This window comes from Flavobacterium sp., from assembly GCF_013822155.1.
Taxonomy (GTDB): domain Bacteria; phylum Bacteroidota; class Bacteroidia; order Flavobacteriales; family Flavobacteriaceae; genus Flavobacterium.
This window is the reverse complement of sequence record NZ_PNJW01000019.1, coordinates 13,686-31,496: the sequence shown is the minus strand read 5'-3', so window position 1 is coordinate 31,496 and position 17,811 is coordinate 13,686. Positions and strand designations below refer to the sequence as shown.

Below are 17,811 nucleotides of genomic sequence, written 5' to 3'. Positions count from 1 at the left end.
AATAGGATGTTAAAAATCATCGATAAATACATATTAAAAAGATACTTAGCTACTTTCGTGGTGATGTTATTGCTTTTTATTCCTATTGGGATTGTAATCGATGTTGCTGAAAAAATTAATAAAATTTTAGAGAGCAAAGTGCCTTTTAAAGCGGTAGCAATCTATTATCTCGATTTCACAATTTATTTTGCGAATCTATTATTTCCTATTTTTTTATTTTTATCTGTCATATGGTTTACTTCTAAATTAGCAAATAATACTGAAATTATAGCTATTTTAAGTTCAGGAATTTCATTTACACGATTTTTACGACCTTATATACTAGGTGCAACAATGGTTTCAGTTTTTGCCTTGATCATGGGCTTTTTTCTTGTGCCAAAAGCTAGTAAAGGTTTTAATGATTTCAGGTATACCTATTTAAAAAACAATGCTGAAATCAGAGAAAATTCAAATGTTTTCAGGCAAATTAGTGATGATGAATTTATTTATGTCAGTAATTTTAATTCAGTTTCGAAAACGGCTTTTAATTTTACCTTAGAAAAATTTAAAGGAGAAAAACTTGATTATAAGATTTTGTCCAGTAGACTCAAATGGAATGAGAAAGATAGCACATATACCATGTTTGGTTATCAAAAAAGAAAAGTTGGTATTTATGGTGACATTATTGAAAAAGTAGAGAAAAAAGACACTGTTTTTAATTTTGATTTAGAAGATTTAACACCCGTCATATATATAGCAGAAACGCTTACTTTACCGGAGTTAAATAAATTTATTAAAAAAGAAAAAGCACGAGGCAACGCTAATATAAATACCTATTTAGTAGTGTTGTATCGCAAATACAGTTTGCCGGTTACTGCTTTTATTTTAACAATAATTGCAGTTTCTGTTTCTTCCATGAAACGCCGTGGCGGAATGGGAGTGAACTTAGCCATCGGAATAGTTCTTGCTTTTACTTATATTTTCTTCGATAAGATTTTTGGCACCATGGCTGAAAAGTCGAGTATTCCACCTTTTATAGCCGTTTGGTTTCCAAATTTTGTTTTTGGTATATTAGCCGTTTATTTACTGAAAAATGCCAAACGATAACCTTAAAAGTTATTTACATCTTCATTTAATTGTTTTTATTTGGGGATTTACAGCTATTCTGGGGGAATTAATCACCTTGGATGCTTTACCCTTGGTATGGTTTAGAATGTTATTGGCCGTAGGTTTTATTGTTTTATTTATGGCCTATAAAAAGACAAATTTTGTTGTGCCAAGAAAAACAATTTTTGGGTTTTTACTTCTAGGATTGGTCATTGCTTTACACTGGCTGACTTTTTTTAAAGCCATTAAAGTCTCTAATGTTTCTGTCACTTTAGCGTGTTTATCAACAGGTGCTTTTTTTACCTCTTTTTTAGAACCAATTTTATACCGACGAAAAGTCATCTGGTATGAAGTTTTATTTGGACTAATTGTAGTTGTCGGATTATATATCATTTTTAATGTTGAAGGAGATTATTATTTAGGGATAATACTTGCCTTAACGTCAGCATTTTTATCGGCTCTTTTTTCTGTAATTAATGGGAAGTATGCAAAAATGTATGATTCAACAGTTATTTCTTTTTATGAGTTAACCGGAGGTGTTTTATATTTTTCTATCTATTTATTGTTATCCAATAGTTTTTCAAAAGATTTTTTTATACTTCAACCTTCAGATTGGGTTTATTTATTGATTCTGAGTTCGATATGTACTGCATATGCTTTTATTGCATCGGTAAGAGTAATGAAGTTTATAAGTCCTTACACAGTAATGCTTACCATAAATTTAGAACCTGTTTATGGAATCATATTGGCGTTATTAATTTTTAAAGACAAAGAAAAAATGAGTTCTGAATTTTATTTTGGTGCGATTTTGATATTAATTACAGTCATTTTAAATGGAGTTATTAAATATAAACTTAGAAATAGGAATAGTTCCTAGTGATTTCAATTTCTAAACTCCTAAAAATGTTTAAAAGTTAACATTAAAAATAACTTTTCTTAATAAGATAAAATTCTATCTTTGCTTTTCAAACAAACTTAAATTTATCAAAACCTATGGAATATTTAGATTTTGAACTTCCCATAAAAGAGTTGGAAGATCAATTAGACAAATGCCAAATTATTGGTGAAGAATCTAATGTTGATGTTGCCTCTACTTGTAAACAAATTGAGAAAAAATTAGAAGAAACTAAGAAAAAAATATACAAAAATCTTTCTGCTTGGCAACGGGTTCAGCTTTCTCGTCATCCAAGTCGTCCCTATACGATGGATCATGTAAGAGCTTTGTGCGGGAATACTTTTCTAGAACTTTTTGGGGATAGAAATTTTAAAGATGATAAAGCAATGATTGGTGGATTAGGAAAAATTGGTGGACAATCTTTTATGATTGTTGGTCAACAAAAAGGATTCAATACCAAAACACGTCAATTTAGAAATTTTGGAATGGCCAATCCTGAAGGGTATCGAAAAGCTCTTCGTTTGATGAAAATGGCTGAAAAATTCGGTATTCCTGTAGTTACTTTGATTGATACTCCCGGAGCTTATCCAGGTTTAGAAGCAGAAGAACGTGGACAAGGAGAAGCCATTGCTAGAAATATTCTGGAAATGATTCGATTAAAAACACCTATTATTACCGTAATTGTGGGGGAAGGAGCTTCAGGTGGAGCATTAGGAATTGGGGTAGGAGATAAGGTTTATATGTTAGAAAACACTTGGTATTCAGTCATTTCACCGGAATCTTGTTCCTCTATTTTGTGGAGAAGTTGGGAATACAAAGAACAAGCGGCCGAAGCACTTAAATTGACTTCCTATGACATGAAAAAGCAAAAGTTAATTGATGAAATTGTGCCAGAACCATTGGGCGGAGCTCATTATGACAGAGAAACTACATTTAAAACAGTAGAACAATATATTATCAAAGGATATAATGAACTAAAAGATTTATCAACAGCTGAATTGGTTGCTCAAAGGATGGACAAATACAGTAGGATGGGCGAATTTAAAGAATAATTCTTACATTATTATAGCTAAATCCGAAGCCTTGAAACTTCGGATTTTTTTTTGGTTATCAACAATAATATTTAGTTGTTAACAGTTATTTATTGACAACTACATAGTGCATTTTTTTATATTATAGTTACTTTAGCCTAATGGAAAATTTACGAAATATTAACCCGATAAAAGTAGATAAAACTACCATTATCAATCTTGAAAAAGGGAAATTGCCACCTCAAGCATTAGACTTGGAAGAGGCCGTTTTGGGTGCGATGATGATTGATAAAAAAGGGGTTGATGAAGTGATAGATATATTACAGCCCGACGCTTTTTATAAAGACGCTCACAAACATATTTTTGAAGCAATCGTTCAGTTATTTACGGATACTCAACCAATTGACTTATTAACTGTTTCAGCTCAATTAAAAAAGAATGCAAAATTGGATTTGGTTGGAGGTGATTTTTACCTCATTCAATTGACGCAGAAAATTTCTTCCTCAGCACATATCGAATTTCATTCCAGAATTATTCTACAGAAATTTATTCAGCGAAGTTTGATTAAAATATCGTCTGAAATTATTGAAGAGTCGTATGATGAAACCACTGATGTATTTGATTTATTAGATAAAGCTGAATCTAAATTGTATGAAGTTACACAAGGAAATATTAAACGGAGTTCAGAAACGGCACAAAGTTTAGTTATTCAAGCTAAAAAACGAATCGAAGAAATAGCCAACAAAGAGGGATTGAGCGGTGTAGCTACCGGTTTTGATAAATTAGACAAAGTAACTTCCGGATGGCAACCCAGTGATTTAATTATTATTGCAGCACGTCCCGGGATGGGAAAAACAGCCTTTGTGTTATCAATGGCTAGAAATATGGCTATTGATTATAATCAACCTGTAGCGGTTTTTTCTCTGGAAATGTCTTCCGTTCAGTTAATTACTCGTTTAATATCTTCAGAAACCGGATTGTCTTCGGAGAAATTACGTACCGGAAAACTTGAAAAACATGAGTGGGAACAATTAAGTGTGAAGGTAAAAAACCTCGAAAAAGCTCCTTTATATATTGATGATACCCCTTCACTTTCGATTTTCGATTTACGGGCAAAAGCCAGACGATTGTCCTCTCAACATGGAATCAAATTAATTATTGTCGATTACCTTCAATTAATGACGGCCGGTGGTGGCGGAAAAGGTGGCGGAAATCGGGAACAAGAAATTTCAACTATTTCACGAAATTTAAAAGCATTAGCGAAAGAATTAAGTGTTCCTGTGATTGCTTTGTCACAGCTTTCCCGTGCGGTTGAAACACGTGGTTCCAGTAAAAGACCATTACTTTCCGACCTTCGTGAATCGGGAGCAATCGAACAAGATGCCGATATTGTATCGTTTATTTATCGTCCTGAATATTATAAAATTGACGAATGGGATGACGATGAACACTCGCCTACAGAAGGTCAAGCGGAGTTTATAATTGCTAAACACCGAAACGGAAGTTTAGAAAATATCCGCTTAAAATTCATCGGAAATCTAGGTAAATTTGATAATTTAGATGATTATTCCTCCGGTTTCAATGATTTACCTTCAAGAATGAATGCCGAAGAAACAACCTTTATTACGAAAAATCTTCCTACTGCTAACGATGCTTTTGGAAGTAATATGAATACAGAAGAAGAAGATTCGGACGTACCATTTTAAAATTTATTATTAACCATATAGGTGATATAAGATTCATAGCTAGCTTATATCACCTATATGGTTAATAATTTTTTATCATTTTCTTCACACAAAATCGTTTATCTTTGGCTTTACAACTTATTTTGACCATCTAAAATGTTGAAGACTTTGAAAAAATCAATTCTATATTGTTTATTTTTTTTACTTTCCTTTTCGGTAAAAGCCAGTTTCATTCTTATACCGATGGACGAAGCTACCCAGCAAAACCATTTAAAAGCATATGGAATTACTTATTGGGCTTTAGAAAAAGATTTCAAGGCCAGTTGGTTGCTCAATTATCGAGGAGGTTCTTTTTTGCTTCCTGATGCAGCAGAAATAAGGAAAGAATGTCAAATTCGTGGCGTTAGTTTTGAAATTCTTTCTGATGGACAAGCAAATCAAATTTTAGATGAAATCAGTAGTCCATCGCAAAATATGGAATCGGTTGTTTTGGAAAAAGCACCTAAAATTGCTGTTTATACCCCAAAAGGAAAACAACCTTGGGATGATGCTGTAACGTTGGTTTTAACGTATGCCGAAATTCCGTTTAAAGCTGTTTATGATGAAGAAGTTTTAACGGATCAGCTTCTCTTGTATGATTGGTTGCATTTGCATCATGAAGATTTTTCAGGACAATACGGTAAGTTTTTCGGAGCCTATCGAAATGCACCTTGGTATATTGAACAGAAAAAAGAAGCTGAAGCCTTAGCAACAAAATTAGGATATTCTAAAGTTTCTGAAGAGAAATTAGCTGTAGCCAAAAAAATAAGAGATTTTGTGATTGGAGGTGGTTTTATGTTTGCGATGTGTTCTGCAACAGATAGTTTTGATATTGCTTTGTCAGCTGAAGGTGTCGATATTTGTGAGCCTATGTTTGATGGTGATGAAAGTGAGGCCAACTATCAATCTAAAATTGATTATTCAAGAACATTCGCTTTTAAAGATTATATTTTGGAAAGATCACCAACCGTTTATGAGTTTTCGGATATTGATATGACTACCAAACGCAAAATGCCGATGGAAAAGGATTATTTTACTTTGATGGAATATTCTGCAAAATGGGATCCAATTCCTAGTATGTTGTGTCAAAATCATACACAATTAGTCAAAGGTTTTATGGGTCAAACCACCGCTTTTGATAGTGAACGAATCAAATCACATGTGTTGGTCATGGGTGAAAACAGATTTAATGGTGAAGCTCGTTACATTCACGGAACAAAAGGAAAAGGAATGTTTACTTATTTTGGCGGACATGATCCGGAAGATTATCAGCATTTGGTTGGCGATGCCCCTACTGTATTAGATTTACATCCGAATTCACCGGGTTATCGATTGATTTTAAATAATGTACTGTTTCCTGCCGCTAAGAAAAAGAAACAGAAAACATAATGAAAACTTATACTATAATATTATCATAACTAAAAAACCGAAAGCGATTTCTTCTTTCGGTTTTTTTTTACTCTTTTTTCTAAAGTACTTTATTTATTATTATCAATAATATAATTTAAAACTTTAGTAATCAAATGCACTCTGTCTTTACCATTTACGTTGTGTTTGTGCATTGGATATGGAAAATAATCTACTTGTTTTCCTGCTTCCACAAATTTTTTGACTAGAGATAAATTATGTTGTTCCACCACTACATCATCATTCGTTCCGTGAATTAATAATAGCTTTCCTTTTAATTCTTTTACATAGTTTAAAACACTAGCTTCTTCAAAACCTTTTTGATTTTCAGCAGGTGTATCCATATAACGTTCACCATACATCACTTCATACCATTTCCAATCAACAACAGGTCCGCCGGCAACACCAACTTTAAATACATCAGGTTTTCTCAACATCAAGGAGGTAGTCATAAATCCGCCATAACTCCAACCGTGAACAGCTAATCGATTGCTGTCAACATAAGGTAAAGATTTTAGATAGTCAATTCCTTTAATTTGATCCTCAATTTCATTAAAACCACATCGGCCATGAATAACGCTTTCAAATTCAAAACCACGATTATCCGATCCGCGATTGTCCACTGTAAAAACTAAATAACCTTGTTCCGCCATCCAATACATCCACAAATTAGCTCCATCTAAATAGGAATTTGTTATCATTTGAGCATGTGGACCACCATAAACATAAACCATAACGGGATATTTTTTGTTTGGATCAAAATGGCTTGGTTTTATTAAACGGGTATATAAATCGGTTGTACCATCAGCAGCTTTAATAGTTCTGACTTCTGCGGTTCCCATTTCATAACCATCATATTTGTTTTTGCTTTCCAACAAAGTCGTAGCGTTAAGTTTTTTATCATATAGCAATGATTTTGATGGAGTTGAATGATTCGAGAATTCATCAAAAAACCAATTTCCATCGTTGGAAATAACCACATTATGAACACCTTCGTTTTTAGTAATTAGCGTTTGTTTCCCTTTCAAATCTACTTTATAAACCAACATATTAGTTGGATTTTCACCCGTTGCTTTAAAATAAATCTCTTTTCCTGCCGGATTTGCTTGCATAATTTCCCTTACCGGAAATTTATTTGAAGTAAGTTGTTTGATTAATTTACCCTCTATAGTATAATAGTATAAATTTTGAAAACCACTTTTTTCACTGAGCCAAATAAAATTGTTTGATTTAGCATTTGGAAAAAAGGCATCGTGCTCCGGTTCAACCCATTTAGCATTCTTTTCGTTCAAAATAGTTCTAATAAATTCACCCGAATTGGCATCATAAACATTCAAATTCATGTCATTTTGACCTCGGTTTAATTCTGCAATCAAGATGTATTTTTCATCCGGTGACCAAGAAAGATTGGTTAAATAATCATCAGGATTATTTTTCGGGTTGATAAAAACAGTTTTGCCTGTTGCCAAATTAAAAATTCCAACTCTTGGTTTTTCAGATTTCTGACCAATCATTGGATATTTGATAGATACTAATTTTCCGGGAGTTTCATTAATATCTAATAAAGGATAATCAGCGACTTCTGTTTCATCCTTTTGATAAAATGCTAAATAGGAAGATTTTGGAGACCAAAAAATGCCGTTTTTAATGCCAAATTCGTTTCTGGAAATAGATTGGCCTGAAACTATTTCTTTATTTGTTTCGTTCGTAACAGCAATTTTTTTATTGTTCTTATCTAAGAAATATAAATTATTTTCTTCTGTAAAGGCTAAATTGGTTTTGGATATATCAAAAGTTTGATTTTCTGCATTTTCCGGAGATACTTGTGTGATTTTTCCTGATTTTGAAGTTAGAGAATACGTATAATATTTTCCCTTTTCCGAAACTAAAATTGTATTAGCATCAATCCACTCCAAACCAAAAAAGTTTTTTAAATTGGTTCCCAAAGCTAAATTAATAGCTGCTAATGTAACCAATTCAGTTGGTTTGTTATCTTTAGAAGAAGCTGACATCATTTTAGTCCAAACTTCGGTGTAATAAACATATTTATCGGAGTTTGGAATCCATTGAAAACCGGTTAATCTATCAGCACCAAATTTTCTGCCTTGTTGTAATACACTTTCTTCTAATGTGATTTTTTTTAATTGAGCATTAACGGAAATCGCTAAAAATAAACTAAAGAAGAGTATGAATTTTTTATCCATAATATAGTTTGTTTGTTTTTTGTAAAGATATAAAAAAGGATACTATTCATTTGAATTGAAATAGTACCCTTTATAAATTTGAATGATTTATTGATTTTAACTCAAGTTCTCTTCATTTTCCTTATCTAAATATTCCTGAACTATACCAATTGCGTTGGTAACCACATCACTTAAGGCAGTAATAAAAGTGCCTTCATCTGCAATATTGATGGCATGTTTAATAGCTTCAATTTCTTTTGGAATAATTTCGTAGGTAACTTCTCTATTTGCCAATTGAATTCCTTCTAAAATCAAATTAATAATTTCTTGTTCAGTTCGACCTCTTAAATGTTTTTCTTGTCGAATAATGATATGGTCAAACATTCGAGCCGCAATTTCAGCACAATCTCGAATATCTTCATCTCTTCTGTCGCCAACACCGGCAATGATTCCGATTTTTCGGGTAGCTTCAATGTTACTCAACAAATCTTCAATGGCAGAATATCCGGCCGGATTATGAGCAAAATCAATCATGACTTTGAATCGTTTAAATTCAAAAATATTCATTCTACCCGGCGTTTGAGCTACACTAGGAATAAATGTTTGAAGGGATAAACTAATGTCATCGGTTTTAAAACCATACAAGTAACTGGCCAATGTGGCAGCTAAAACATTTTGAATCATAAACTTCGCTTTTCCGCCTAAAGTCAACGGAATATGTAATACTTTTTCAATTCTAATTTTCCAATCTCCTTTTTTGATAGTTACAAAACCATTTTCATAAACGGCTACAATTTTGCCTTCTTTGCTTAATTTTTTTGCTACCGGATTTTCTTCATCCATAGAGAAATAAGCAATGTTGCAATTCAAATCGTTGGCAATTTTCATGCACTGATCGTCTTCGGTATTTAAAATGGCCCAACCATCTTTTTTCACACTTCGAACAACTACACTTTTTACACGGGCCAAATCGTCTAATGTATCAATGTCATTTAATCCCAAATGGTCTTCGCGAATATTGGTTATAATTGCAATGTCACATCGGCTAAAACCTAAACCGGCTCTTAAAATTCCACCTCGGGCAGTTTCTAAAACGGCAAATTCTACTGTTGGGTCTTTCAAAATATATTCGGCACTCAAAGGTCCGGTTGTGTCACCTTTTTCCAACATATGATTTTGAATATAGATTCCATCAGAAGTGGTGAAACCTACTCGGAAACCATTATTTTTAACAATATGAGCTAATAATCGGGTAGTCGTTGTTTTTCCGTTTGTTCCGGTAACGGCAATAATTGGAATTCGACTAGGTTTTCCCGGAGGATAAAGCATGTCAATTACCGGAGCAGCTACGTTTCTGGCCAAACCTTCAGAGGGGTCTAAGTGCATTCTGAAACCCGGTGCAGCATTAACTTCTAAAATAACTCCGCCATTTTCTTTTAAAGGTTGGGTTAAATTTTCTGCCATAATATCAATGCCACAAATATCTAAACCAATCACTCGAGAAATTCGTTCGGCTAAAAAGATATTTTCAGGATGCATCATATCTGTTACATCTACTGAAGTTCCACCGGTGCTTAGATTAGCAGTTGATTTTAAATAAACCGTTTCTCCATTATTTGGTATGGTTTCTAATGTGTAACCCATTTTTTCCAATAAATCAGTTGTATCGCGGTCCACTGTTATTTCGGTTAATACATTTTCATGTCCATAACCTCTTTTTGGGTCGAGGTTAGTAATGTCAATTAACTCCTGAATAGTGTTTTTCCCATTGCCAACCACGTGTGCAGGAACTCTTTTGGCGGCAGCAACCAATTTATTATCAATGACTAAAACCCGAAAATCAAATCCGGTAATAAATTTTTCAACAATAACTCGACGGCTGTATTTCTTGGCGTGTTCTAAACCTTCTTTGGCATCTTCCCAAGTTACCACATTAATGGAAGCCCCTTTCCCATGATTACCGTCTAATGGTTTTATAACGATAGGATATCCAATTTTTTTAATAGTAAGTTCTAAATCTTCTTCATCTACACATATAGAACCACTTGCTACCGGAATAGAAGCCAATTGTAGCATTCTCTTGGTTTCTTCTTTATTACAAGCTATATCAACAGCGATGTTGCTGGTTTTACAAGTAATTGTTGCTTGAAAACGCATTTGATTCACTCCGTAACCTAATTGTACTAAAGAGTTTGTACCCAATCGAATCCAAGGAATATCTCTCGAAACGGCTTCTTCCACAATGCTTCCGGTTGAAGGTCCAAGACGAACACGTTCCCGAATTTCTTTCATTTTTTTGATGTCCGCTTCTAAATCATAATCCGTGCCGGCAATTAAAGCTTCGGCAATCCTTACGGAGCTTTCAGCGGCAAACATTCCGACGTTTTCTTCCGTGTAACTAAAAACGACATTATAAACTCCGGGGGTTTTGGTTTCTCTGGTTCTTCCAAAACCGGTTTCCATTCCGGCAAGGGTTTGAATTTCTAGTGCTATGTGTTCAATGACATGACCCATCCAAGTTCCTTTTTCAATTCGCATAAAAAAACCACCTCGGACACCTTCTGAACAACGGTGTTCTATCATGGCTGGAAACATTGCTTCAAGTCTTTCTCTAAAACCGTCAATTTTATTGGTTGGATTTTGTTCCATTTCTTCTAAATCCAAACGCATTTGAATTAATTTTTTGCGTTGAATACTCCATAAATTTGGACCACGAAGAGCTTGTACTTTTAATATTTTCATAAAACTTGAAATTGATTGGAAAAATTAGTTTTTGTTTTGTGAATGATTTTGTTAAAAATAAGAAATATTTACTTTGCTACTGGATTTTTTTTGCATGTTATGCCAAAATTTATTTGAATTGATATGGAAAATTCACAGTGACATTCAAAGGGAGTTATTATTTACTTCATAAATAAAGGATTAAGTATATTTTTTGTGATTTGATTTAGTTTGATTGTTGGTTCTAATTTACCTTAAAATACCTCAAAAATATTGCTGCCTATATAGATTTTACTATTTTTACAAAATGAATAGCAGAGGAAAATTAATTATCATTGGTGGAGCTGTTGATAAAGGCAGTTTTACTGAATCGAGTTTTGATCAGGATGTTTCTAAAAACATGAATTTTTTTGAAAAAGGAATTTTAAAAAGAATCATAGACGAATCAAAATATAAAGAAAAATCAAGAATTGAAATCATCACAACAGCTTCAAAGATTCCGAGAGAAGTTGGTCCGGAATATGCCAAAGCATTTCAATATTTAAATGCAACCAACGTTGATGTTTTGCATATTGAACGCCGTGAACAAGCCAGTGAGCAAGAAAATATAGACCGTTTAAAAGCAGCTGACATTGTTATGTTTACCGGTGGGGACCAATTGCGATTATCATCTATTTTGGGAGGCACAAAATTTCACGATATTTTATTGGATAAATATAAAAATGAACTTTTTATTTATGCAGGAACTTCGGCAGGAGCTGCAGCAGCTTCTAATAATATGATATATCAAGGAAGTAGCCATGAAGCACTTTTAAAAGGAGAAGTAAAAATCACCAGTGGTTTAGGGTTAATTGATGATGTGATTATTGATACACATTTTGTGCAAAGAGGTCGCATAGGACGTTTATTTCAAGCGGTTGTTGGAAACCCAAAAGTGTTAGGAATAGGCTTAGGAGAAGACACCGGACTTTTGATTACACACAATTCTAAAATGGAAGCCATAGGTTCTGGATTAGTTATTTTAGTTGATGGGCGAGAAATTAAAGATACTAATTTAACTCAGGTAGAATTAGGCCAGCCAATTTCAATTAATCATTTAGTTACGCATGTCATGAGTATGCATGATACATTTGATTTAGAAACCTACAAAATGCACATTCATTCATCACAATACCTATAATTTTAATTTTGAAATATTTTTGGAACACAGATTAGAGAAATTATATAATTTTAAAAAATTCTCTAATCTGTGTCCCTTTTTAATTTACATTTATGTCTAAAATAATTATTCACGGCGGTTTTTTCTCGGAATCTTCCACTAATCTAGAAACTAAAATTGCAAAGCAAGAGGCTTTATTGCGAATTGTTAAGGATTCTTATGAGTACCTTACTATACATTCGGCTTTAGAAACTGTTGTCTATGCAGTATCATTATTAGAAGATGACGAATTGTTCAATGCTGGTATTGGTTCACAAATTCAAAGCGATGGAAAAATCAGAATGAGTGCCGCAATAATGGATGGAACTTCTTTGAAAATGAGTGGCGTAATCAATATTGAAGAAGTAAAAAACCCAATTCAAGTAGCTGAAGTTTTGTTGAATGTTGACGATAGAGTTTTGGGTGGGAGAGGAGCAACCAGTTTTGCCAGAAAACACGGATTTGAACCTTTTTCAACAGAAATTCCACAAAGAAGAGCAGAGTATGAAGCTAAATTGCAAGCTAAGGGAATAGGAACTGTGGGTTGTGTTGCTTTAGATTCAAATGGCAAAATAGCTGTTGCTACTTCAACCGGCGGAAAAGGCTTTGAGATTCCGGGCAGAATTTCGGATTCAGCAACCGTTGCCGGAAATTATGCCAATGAATTTTGTGGTGTAAGTTTGACCGGAGTAGGAGAAGATATTGTAAGTGGAGCTGTTGCTACAAAAATTGTTACCCGAGTAACCGATGGATTCACTTTAGAAGCTGCATTTGAAAAAACCTTCAACGAACTCAAACAATTTGATGGTTTTGCAGGAGCAATTGCAATTGATAAAGAAGGAACTATTTTTCACAAGGATTCGCATCCAAGTATGGTCTTTGCAAGTTTTGATGGAGAGAAGGAGGAAGTTTTCAAGTAAATAAAATAGGTATAAAAAAATCCCAACCTTTCGATTGGGATTTTCTATGTAAGTAAGTTAAAATCGGATTGTTAAAACGTTTATTTTACTTTATTCAAAATTGCTTTAAAAGCTTCCGGATGATTCATTGCTAAATCAGCAAGCACTTTACGGTTCAATTCGATACCGTTAGCTTTTACTTTTCCGATAAATTGAGAATAACTCATTCCTTCCAAACGAGCACCAGCGTTAATACGCATAATCCATAAAGAACGGAAGTTTCTTTTGTTTTGTTTTCTATCACGGTAAGCATAAACCATGGCTTTTTCAACCGCGTTTTTAGCAACCGTCCAAACGTTTTTACGTCTACCAAAGAAACCTTTGGCTTGCTTTAATACTTTTTTTCTTCGTGCTCTTTTAGCAACAGAATTTACTGATCTTGGCATAATTTTCTTGTTTTTTGTAGTAGGCGTCCCGAATTTAATCAAGGGAACTTATTGGCCATACTCCAAGGTTATTAAAATTTTTTTAACCTAAAGAATTAATTGTTTTGCGGTTCAAGTCTTAATACTTAATACTCAAATCTTAATACAATTATATAATTCTTAATTGTTGTTTAATACTTTTCTCATCGGTTTTGTGAACCAAAGTCGAATGAGTTAAAGCTAACTTACGCTTTTTAGATTTTTTAGTCAAAATGTGACTTTTAAAAGCGTGTTTTCTCTTGATTTTTCCAGAGCCAGTTACTTTGAATCGCTTCTTAGCACTGGATTTTGTTTTCATTTTAGGCATAATTTCCCAAATTTATTTGTGATTCAACTTACTTACTATTTTTTAGTTTCTAAATGGCTAAGAACTCAAGTAACTGAGTTTAATCTCAGTAAATCAGAACTTCAGCAACTTACTTCTTCTTCTTAGGAGCGAGATACATAATCATTCGCTTCCCTTCTAATACCGGTAACGCTTCTACTTTTCCAAGTTCTTCTAAATCTTGAGCTAAACGTAGCAAAAGAATTTGACCTTGTTCTTTGTATATAATGGAACGACCTTTAAAGAAAACGAATGCTTTTAATTTAGCACCTTCTTTTAAGAATTTTTCAGCATTTTTCTTTTTAAATTCATAATCATGTTCATCAGTTTGTGGTCCGAAACGAATTTCTTTTACCACAATTTGTGTCGATTTTGCTTTGAGCATTTTTTCTCTTTTCTTCTGCTCGTAAATAAACTTCCCATAGTCCATTAATTTACAAACAGGAGGCTCTGCATTGGGAGAAATTTCCACCAAATCAACCTCAAATTCTTCAGCTAAACGCAATGCTTCAGAAATTTTGTAAACTCCCGGCTCGATGTTTTCACCTACCAAACGAACTTCAGGTACACGAATTAAATTGTTAATTCGATGTGCTGCTTTTTTTTCTACTCTGGGTTGGTAACCCCTGTTGTTTCTAATTGCTATGGCTCTTTAATTTAAAGTTAAACGTCAAATGGTTTTAATGTTTTGCTAATTTCTTCGTTTACAATTTTTGCAAATTCGTCAATTGTAACGGTGCTGTTTCCTCTTCCTTCTTGTCCGTGTCTTCTTATCGAAATGGTTCCGTTTTTTTCTTCTTCTTCGCCAACTATAATCATGAACGGTATTTTTTTGACTTCTGCATCTCTGATTTTCTTGCCAATTGTCTCATTGCGGTTGTCAATCAGGCCGCGAATTTCGTGATTTTCTAGCAAACTTAAAACTTTTTGAGCATAATTTTCATATTTCTCACTCAAAGACAAGATTATAGCCTGTTCAGGCATTAACCAAAGTGGGAAGTTTCCTGCTGTATGTTCTAGTAAAATGGCTATAAATCGTTCCATTGATCCAAAGGGTGCACGATGAATCATAACGGGTCTATGCATTTCGTTATCAGCTCCTTTATAACTCAATTCAAAACGTTCCGGCAGGTTGTAATCTACTTGAATAGTTCCTAATTGCCATTGTCTTCCTAAAGCATCTTTTACCATGAAATCCAATTTCGGACCATAGAATGCAGCTTCACCATATTCTACAACAGTATTTAAACCTTTGTCTCTGGCTGCATTGATAATGGCATTTTCTGCTTTTTCCCAATTTTCGTCAGAACCTATGTATTTTTCTCTGTTTTCCTGATCTCGTAAGGATATTTGAGCTGTGAAGTTTTCAAATCCTAATGAATTGAAAACATATAAAACTAAATCGATTACTTTTTTAAATTCACTATCCAATTGGTCCGGAGTACAAAAAATATGTGCATCGTCCTGAGTAAAACCTCTCACACGTGTTAAACCATGTAATTCACCACTTTGTTCATAACGGTAAACGGTTCCAAATTCAGCATAACGTTTCGGTAAATCTTTATAACTCCAAGGTCTTGTATTATAAATTTCACAGTGATGAGGACAATTCATTGGTTTTAACAAAAACTCTTCACCTTCTGCCGGTGTATGAATCGGTTGGAAACTATCGGCACCATATTTTGCATAATGTCCCGACGTTACATATAATTCTTTCTGACCAATATGTGGAGTAACCACTTGTTCGTAGCCAGCTTTTTTCTGAGCTTTTTTCAAAAATTGTTCTAAACGGTCACGTAAAGCTGCTCCTTTTGGTAGCCACAATGGTAAACCTTGCCCAACTTTTTGAGAAAAAGCAAATAAATCTAATTCTTTTCCTAATTTTCTATGGTCGCGACGCTTGGCTTCCTCTAATAATTCTAAATAATCCGTTAGGTCTTTTTGTTTTGGGAATGAAATTCCGTAAACACGTGTTAATTGCTTATTTTTCTCATCACCTCTCCAATAAGCACCGGCAACACTCATGATTTTCATGGCTTTGATAATTCCTGTATTAGGAATATGTCCACCACGACATAAATCAAAGAAATTGGAATGGTCACAAAAGGTTATTGTTCCGTCTTCTAAATTTGAAATTAATTCTGTTTTGTATTCATTATTTTTATAAATCGATAATGCTTCGGCTTTAGAAACCGGTCTCATTCTGAATTCGTGTTTCTCTCTGGCAATTTCTAAAACTCGGTCTTCAATAGATTTAAAATCGGCTTCCGTAATTTTAGTATCACCAAAATCTACATCATAATAAAAGCCATTTTCAATTGCAGGACCTAATGTCAATTTAATACCGGGATATAATTCTTCTAATACTTGAGCCATAACATGGGAAGTAGAATGCCAAAAAGCTTTTTTACCTTCTTTGTCATTCCATGTAAATAAAACAAGTGCTCCATCCGTCGTCAAAGAAGTTTCGGTTTCAATAGTTGTATCATTGAAAGAAGCAGAAATTACATTTCTGGCTAAACCTTCACTAATGCTTTTAGCAACATCCATTGGCGTTACACCTGAGCTAAATTCTTTTACCGAACCATCCGGCAACGTAATCTTTATCATTCCTTCTGTTTTTTAATGGAATGCAAATATATAAGATTACCAAATCACATACAATATATATGTTGTTTATACTAATAAGTATTTTATGTTTTTTATTGTTTTGTGTTTTTAATATCAATTTTAGTTTAAAAGTATTAACCTTAATTATAGCAAAAACGAGATTTCACTTAAGTTAACAACACTTAAACTAATGCTAATTAATATTGATTTTTATGGCTTAAACGTAACTTTGTATAAAAATTGATTATGAAAATATTAATTACAGGTGCAACAGGAATGGTTGGCAAAGAACTGGTTTCCCTGTTATTACAAAATGGAATAACGGTTCATTATTTAACAACTTCAAAAGATAAAATAATAAATAAACCAAATTATTATGGTTTTTATTGGAATCCGCAAGAAGGTTATATCGATGAAAATTGTTTAATGGGTGTAGAATCAATTATTCATTTAGCCGGAGCAACGGTTTCGAAACGATGGACGAACAATTATAAACAAGAAATAATAGAGAGTCGAATTATTTCCTCTTCATTATTGTATAATTGCTTAAAAAATCATCCTAATCAAGTGAAGCAACTGGTTTCTGCTTCTGCCATAGGAATATATCCAACTAGTTTGACTCAAGTTTATACAGAAGAAAACACAACTTCAGACGATAGTTTTCTTGGGAATGTAGTGGTAAAATGGGAGGAAAGTGTTGATGTTTTTAAAGTACTAAACATAAAAGTTTGCAAGCTCCGAATAGGTCTTGTTTTATCAAATAAAGGAGGAGCTTTACTAGAAATGCTAAAACCAATTCAAATGGGATTGGGTTCTGCATTTGGCTCGGGAAAGCAAGTTCAATCGTGGATTCACGTGGAAGATTTAGCTAACATGTTTTTTTATGCTGTTCAAAACCAATGGTATGGAACGTATAATGCTGTAGCTCCTAATCCTGTAACGAATTCAGAATTAATTAAAACCATTGCTAAAACGGTGAATAAACCCTTGTTTATGCCAAATATTCCAAAATTTGTAATGTCATTAGTTTTAGGAGAAATGCACCAATTACTTTTTTCCAGTCAACATGTTAGCTCTCTTAAAGCTGAAAAAAACGGTTTTCAATTTCGTTTTCGTGAATTAACGAAAACGTTGGATAATTTATTGGGCTAATGCTATTTTTTTAAATATAACATTCAAGATTTTTTATAATGGAATTATCTATCATTAGTGATTAAATCTTTGCTTAATATGGTAGTTTAATAATT

At 33.3% G+C, this 17,811-nt stretch carries 14 protein-coding genes; 8 read left to right on the top strand and 6 right to left on the bottom strand.

From position 1 onward, the window contains the following. Positions 1 to 6: 6 nt before the first annotated feature. From C0512_RS06740 to C0512_RS06720, 5 genes are all read left to right on the top strand, one after another. Entirely contained in the window at positions 7 to 1,086 is a 1,080-nt protein-coding gene (locus C0512_RS06740; RefSeq protein WP_290859944.1) for an LptF/LptG family permease, read from the top strand. Next, positions 1,073 to 1,963 (top strand): DMT family transporter, encoded by an 891-nt coding sequence (locus tag C0512_RS06735; protein ID WP_290859942.1) that lies wholly within the window; start codon positions 1,073 to 1,075, stop codon positions 1,961 to 1,963. Before C0512_RS06740 ends, C0512_RS06735 begins: the two co-directional genes overlap by 14 nt. Before the next feature lie 116 nt (positions 1,964 to 2,079). Next, on the top strand, positions 2,080 to 3,033 hold the full coding sequence (locus C0512_RS06730) for an acetyl-CoA carboxylase carboxyltransferase subunit alpha (protein WP_290859940.1): 954 nt from the start codon (positions 2,080 to 2,082) through the stop codon (positions 3,031 to 3,033). Between the two features lie 140 nt (positions 3,034 to 3,173). Then, complete coding sequence (dnaB, locus tag C0512_RS06725; RefSeq protein WP_290859938.1) at positions 3,174 to 4,718, top strand: replicative DNA helicase; 1,545 nt, start codon at positions 3,174 to 3,176, stop codon at positions 4,716 to 4,718. A 135-nt stretch (positions 4,719 to 4,853) separates the two neighbouring features. Then, positions 4,854 to 6,125, top strand: a complete 1,272-nt coding sequence (locus C0512_RS06720; RefSeq protein ID WP_290859936.1) for an asparagine synthetase B — start codon at positions 4,854 to 4,856, stop codon at positions 6,123 to 6,125. An 89-nt stretch (positions 6,126 to 6,214) separates the two neighbouring features. Here the strand turns inward: C0512_RS06720 and C0512_RS06715 are convergent, their stop codons facing one another. After that, positions 6,215 to 8,347 carry a S9 family peptidase gene (locus C0512_RS06715; protein ID WP_290859934.1) on the bottom strand — a complete coding sequence of 711 codons (2,133 nt, stop codon included), beginning with the start codon at positions 8,345 to 8,347 and terminating at the stop codon, positions 6,215 to 6,217. Positions 8,348 to 8,443: 96 nt separating this feature from the next. After that, on the bottom strand, positions 8,444 to 11,068 hold the full coding sequence (gene cphA, locus C0512_RS06710; RefSeq protein ID WP_290859932.1) for a cyanophycin synthetase: 2,625 nt from the start codon (positions 11,066 to 11,068) through the stop codon (positions 8,444 to 8,446). 286 nt (positions 11,069 to 11,354) lie between these two features. Between cphA and C0512_RS06705 the strand changes: the two genes are divergently transcribed. Together C0512_RS06705 and C0512_RS06700 are read left to right on the top strand one after the other, a co-directional pair. Next, positions 11,355 to 12,227, top strand: coding sequence for a cyanophycinase (locus tag C0512_RS06705; RefSeq protein ID WP_290859930.1), 873 nt, complete (start codon positions 11,355 to 11,357; stop codon positions 12,225 to 12,227). A 92-nt stretch (positions 12,228 to 12,319) separates the two neighbouring features. After that, positions 12,320 to 13,165, top strand: a complete 846-nt coding sequence (locus tag C0512_RS06700) for an isoaspartyl peptidase/L-asparaginase (RefSeq protein WP_290859929.1) — start codon at positions 12,320 to 12,322, stop codon at positions 13,163 to 13,165. Between the two features lie 80 nt (positions 13,166 to 13,245). Here the strand turns inward: C0512_RS06700 and rplT are convergent, their stop codons facing one another. From rplT to thrS, 4 genes are all read right to left on the bottom strand, one after another. Continuing rightward, a complete protein-coding gene (gene rplT, locus C0512_RS06695; protein ID WP_290859928.1) occupies positions 13,246 to 13,590 on the bottom strand; it encodes a 50S ribosomal protein L20 in 345 nt (114 codons plus the stop codon). 148 nt (positions 13,591 to 13,738) lie between these two features. After that, complete coding sequence (rpmI, locus tag C0512_RS06690; RefSeq protein WP_091398482.1) at positions 13,739 to 13,936, bottom strand: 50S ribosomal protein L35; 198 nt, start codon at positions 13,934 to 13,936, stop codon at positions 13,739 to 13,741. A gap of 109 nt (positions 13,937 to 14,045) precedes the next feature. After that, positions 14,046 to 14,594, bottom strand: a complete 549-nt coding sequence (gene infC / locus C0512_RS06685; protein ID WP_290859971.1) for a translation initiation factor IF-3 — start codon at positions 14,592 to 14,594, stop codon at positions 14,046 to 14,048. A 23-nt stretch (positions 14,595 to 14,617) separates the two neighbouring features. Further along, on the bottom strand, positions 14,618 to 16,564 hold the full coding sequence (gene thrS, locus C0512_RS06680) for a threonine--tRNA ligase (protein ID WP_290859926.1): 1,947 nt from the start codon (positions 16,562 to 16,564) through the stop codon (positions 14,618 to 14,620). Positions 16,565 to 16,810: 246 nt separating this feature from the next. Between thrS and C0512_RS06675 the strand changes: the two genes are divergently transcribed. After that, positions 16,811 to 17,716, top strand: coding sequence for a TIGR01777 family oxidoreductase (locus C0512_RS06675; protein ID WP_290859924.1), 906 nt, complete (start codon positions 16,811 to 16,813; stop codon positions 17,714 to 17,716). Positions 17,717 to 17,811 lie beyond the last annotated feature (95 nt).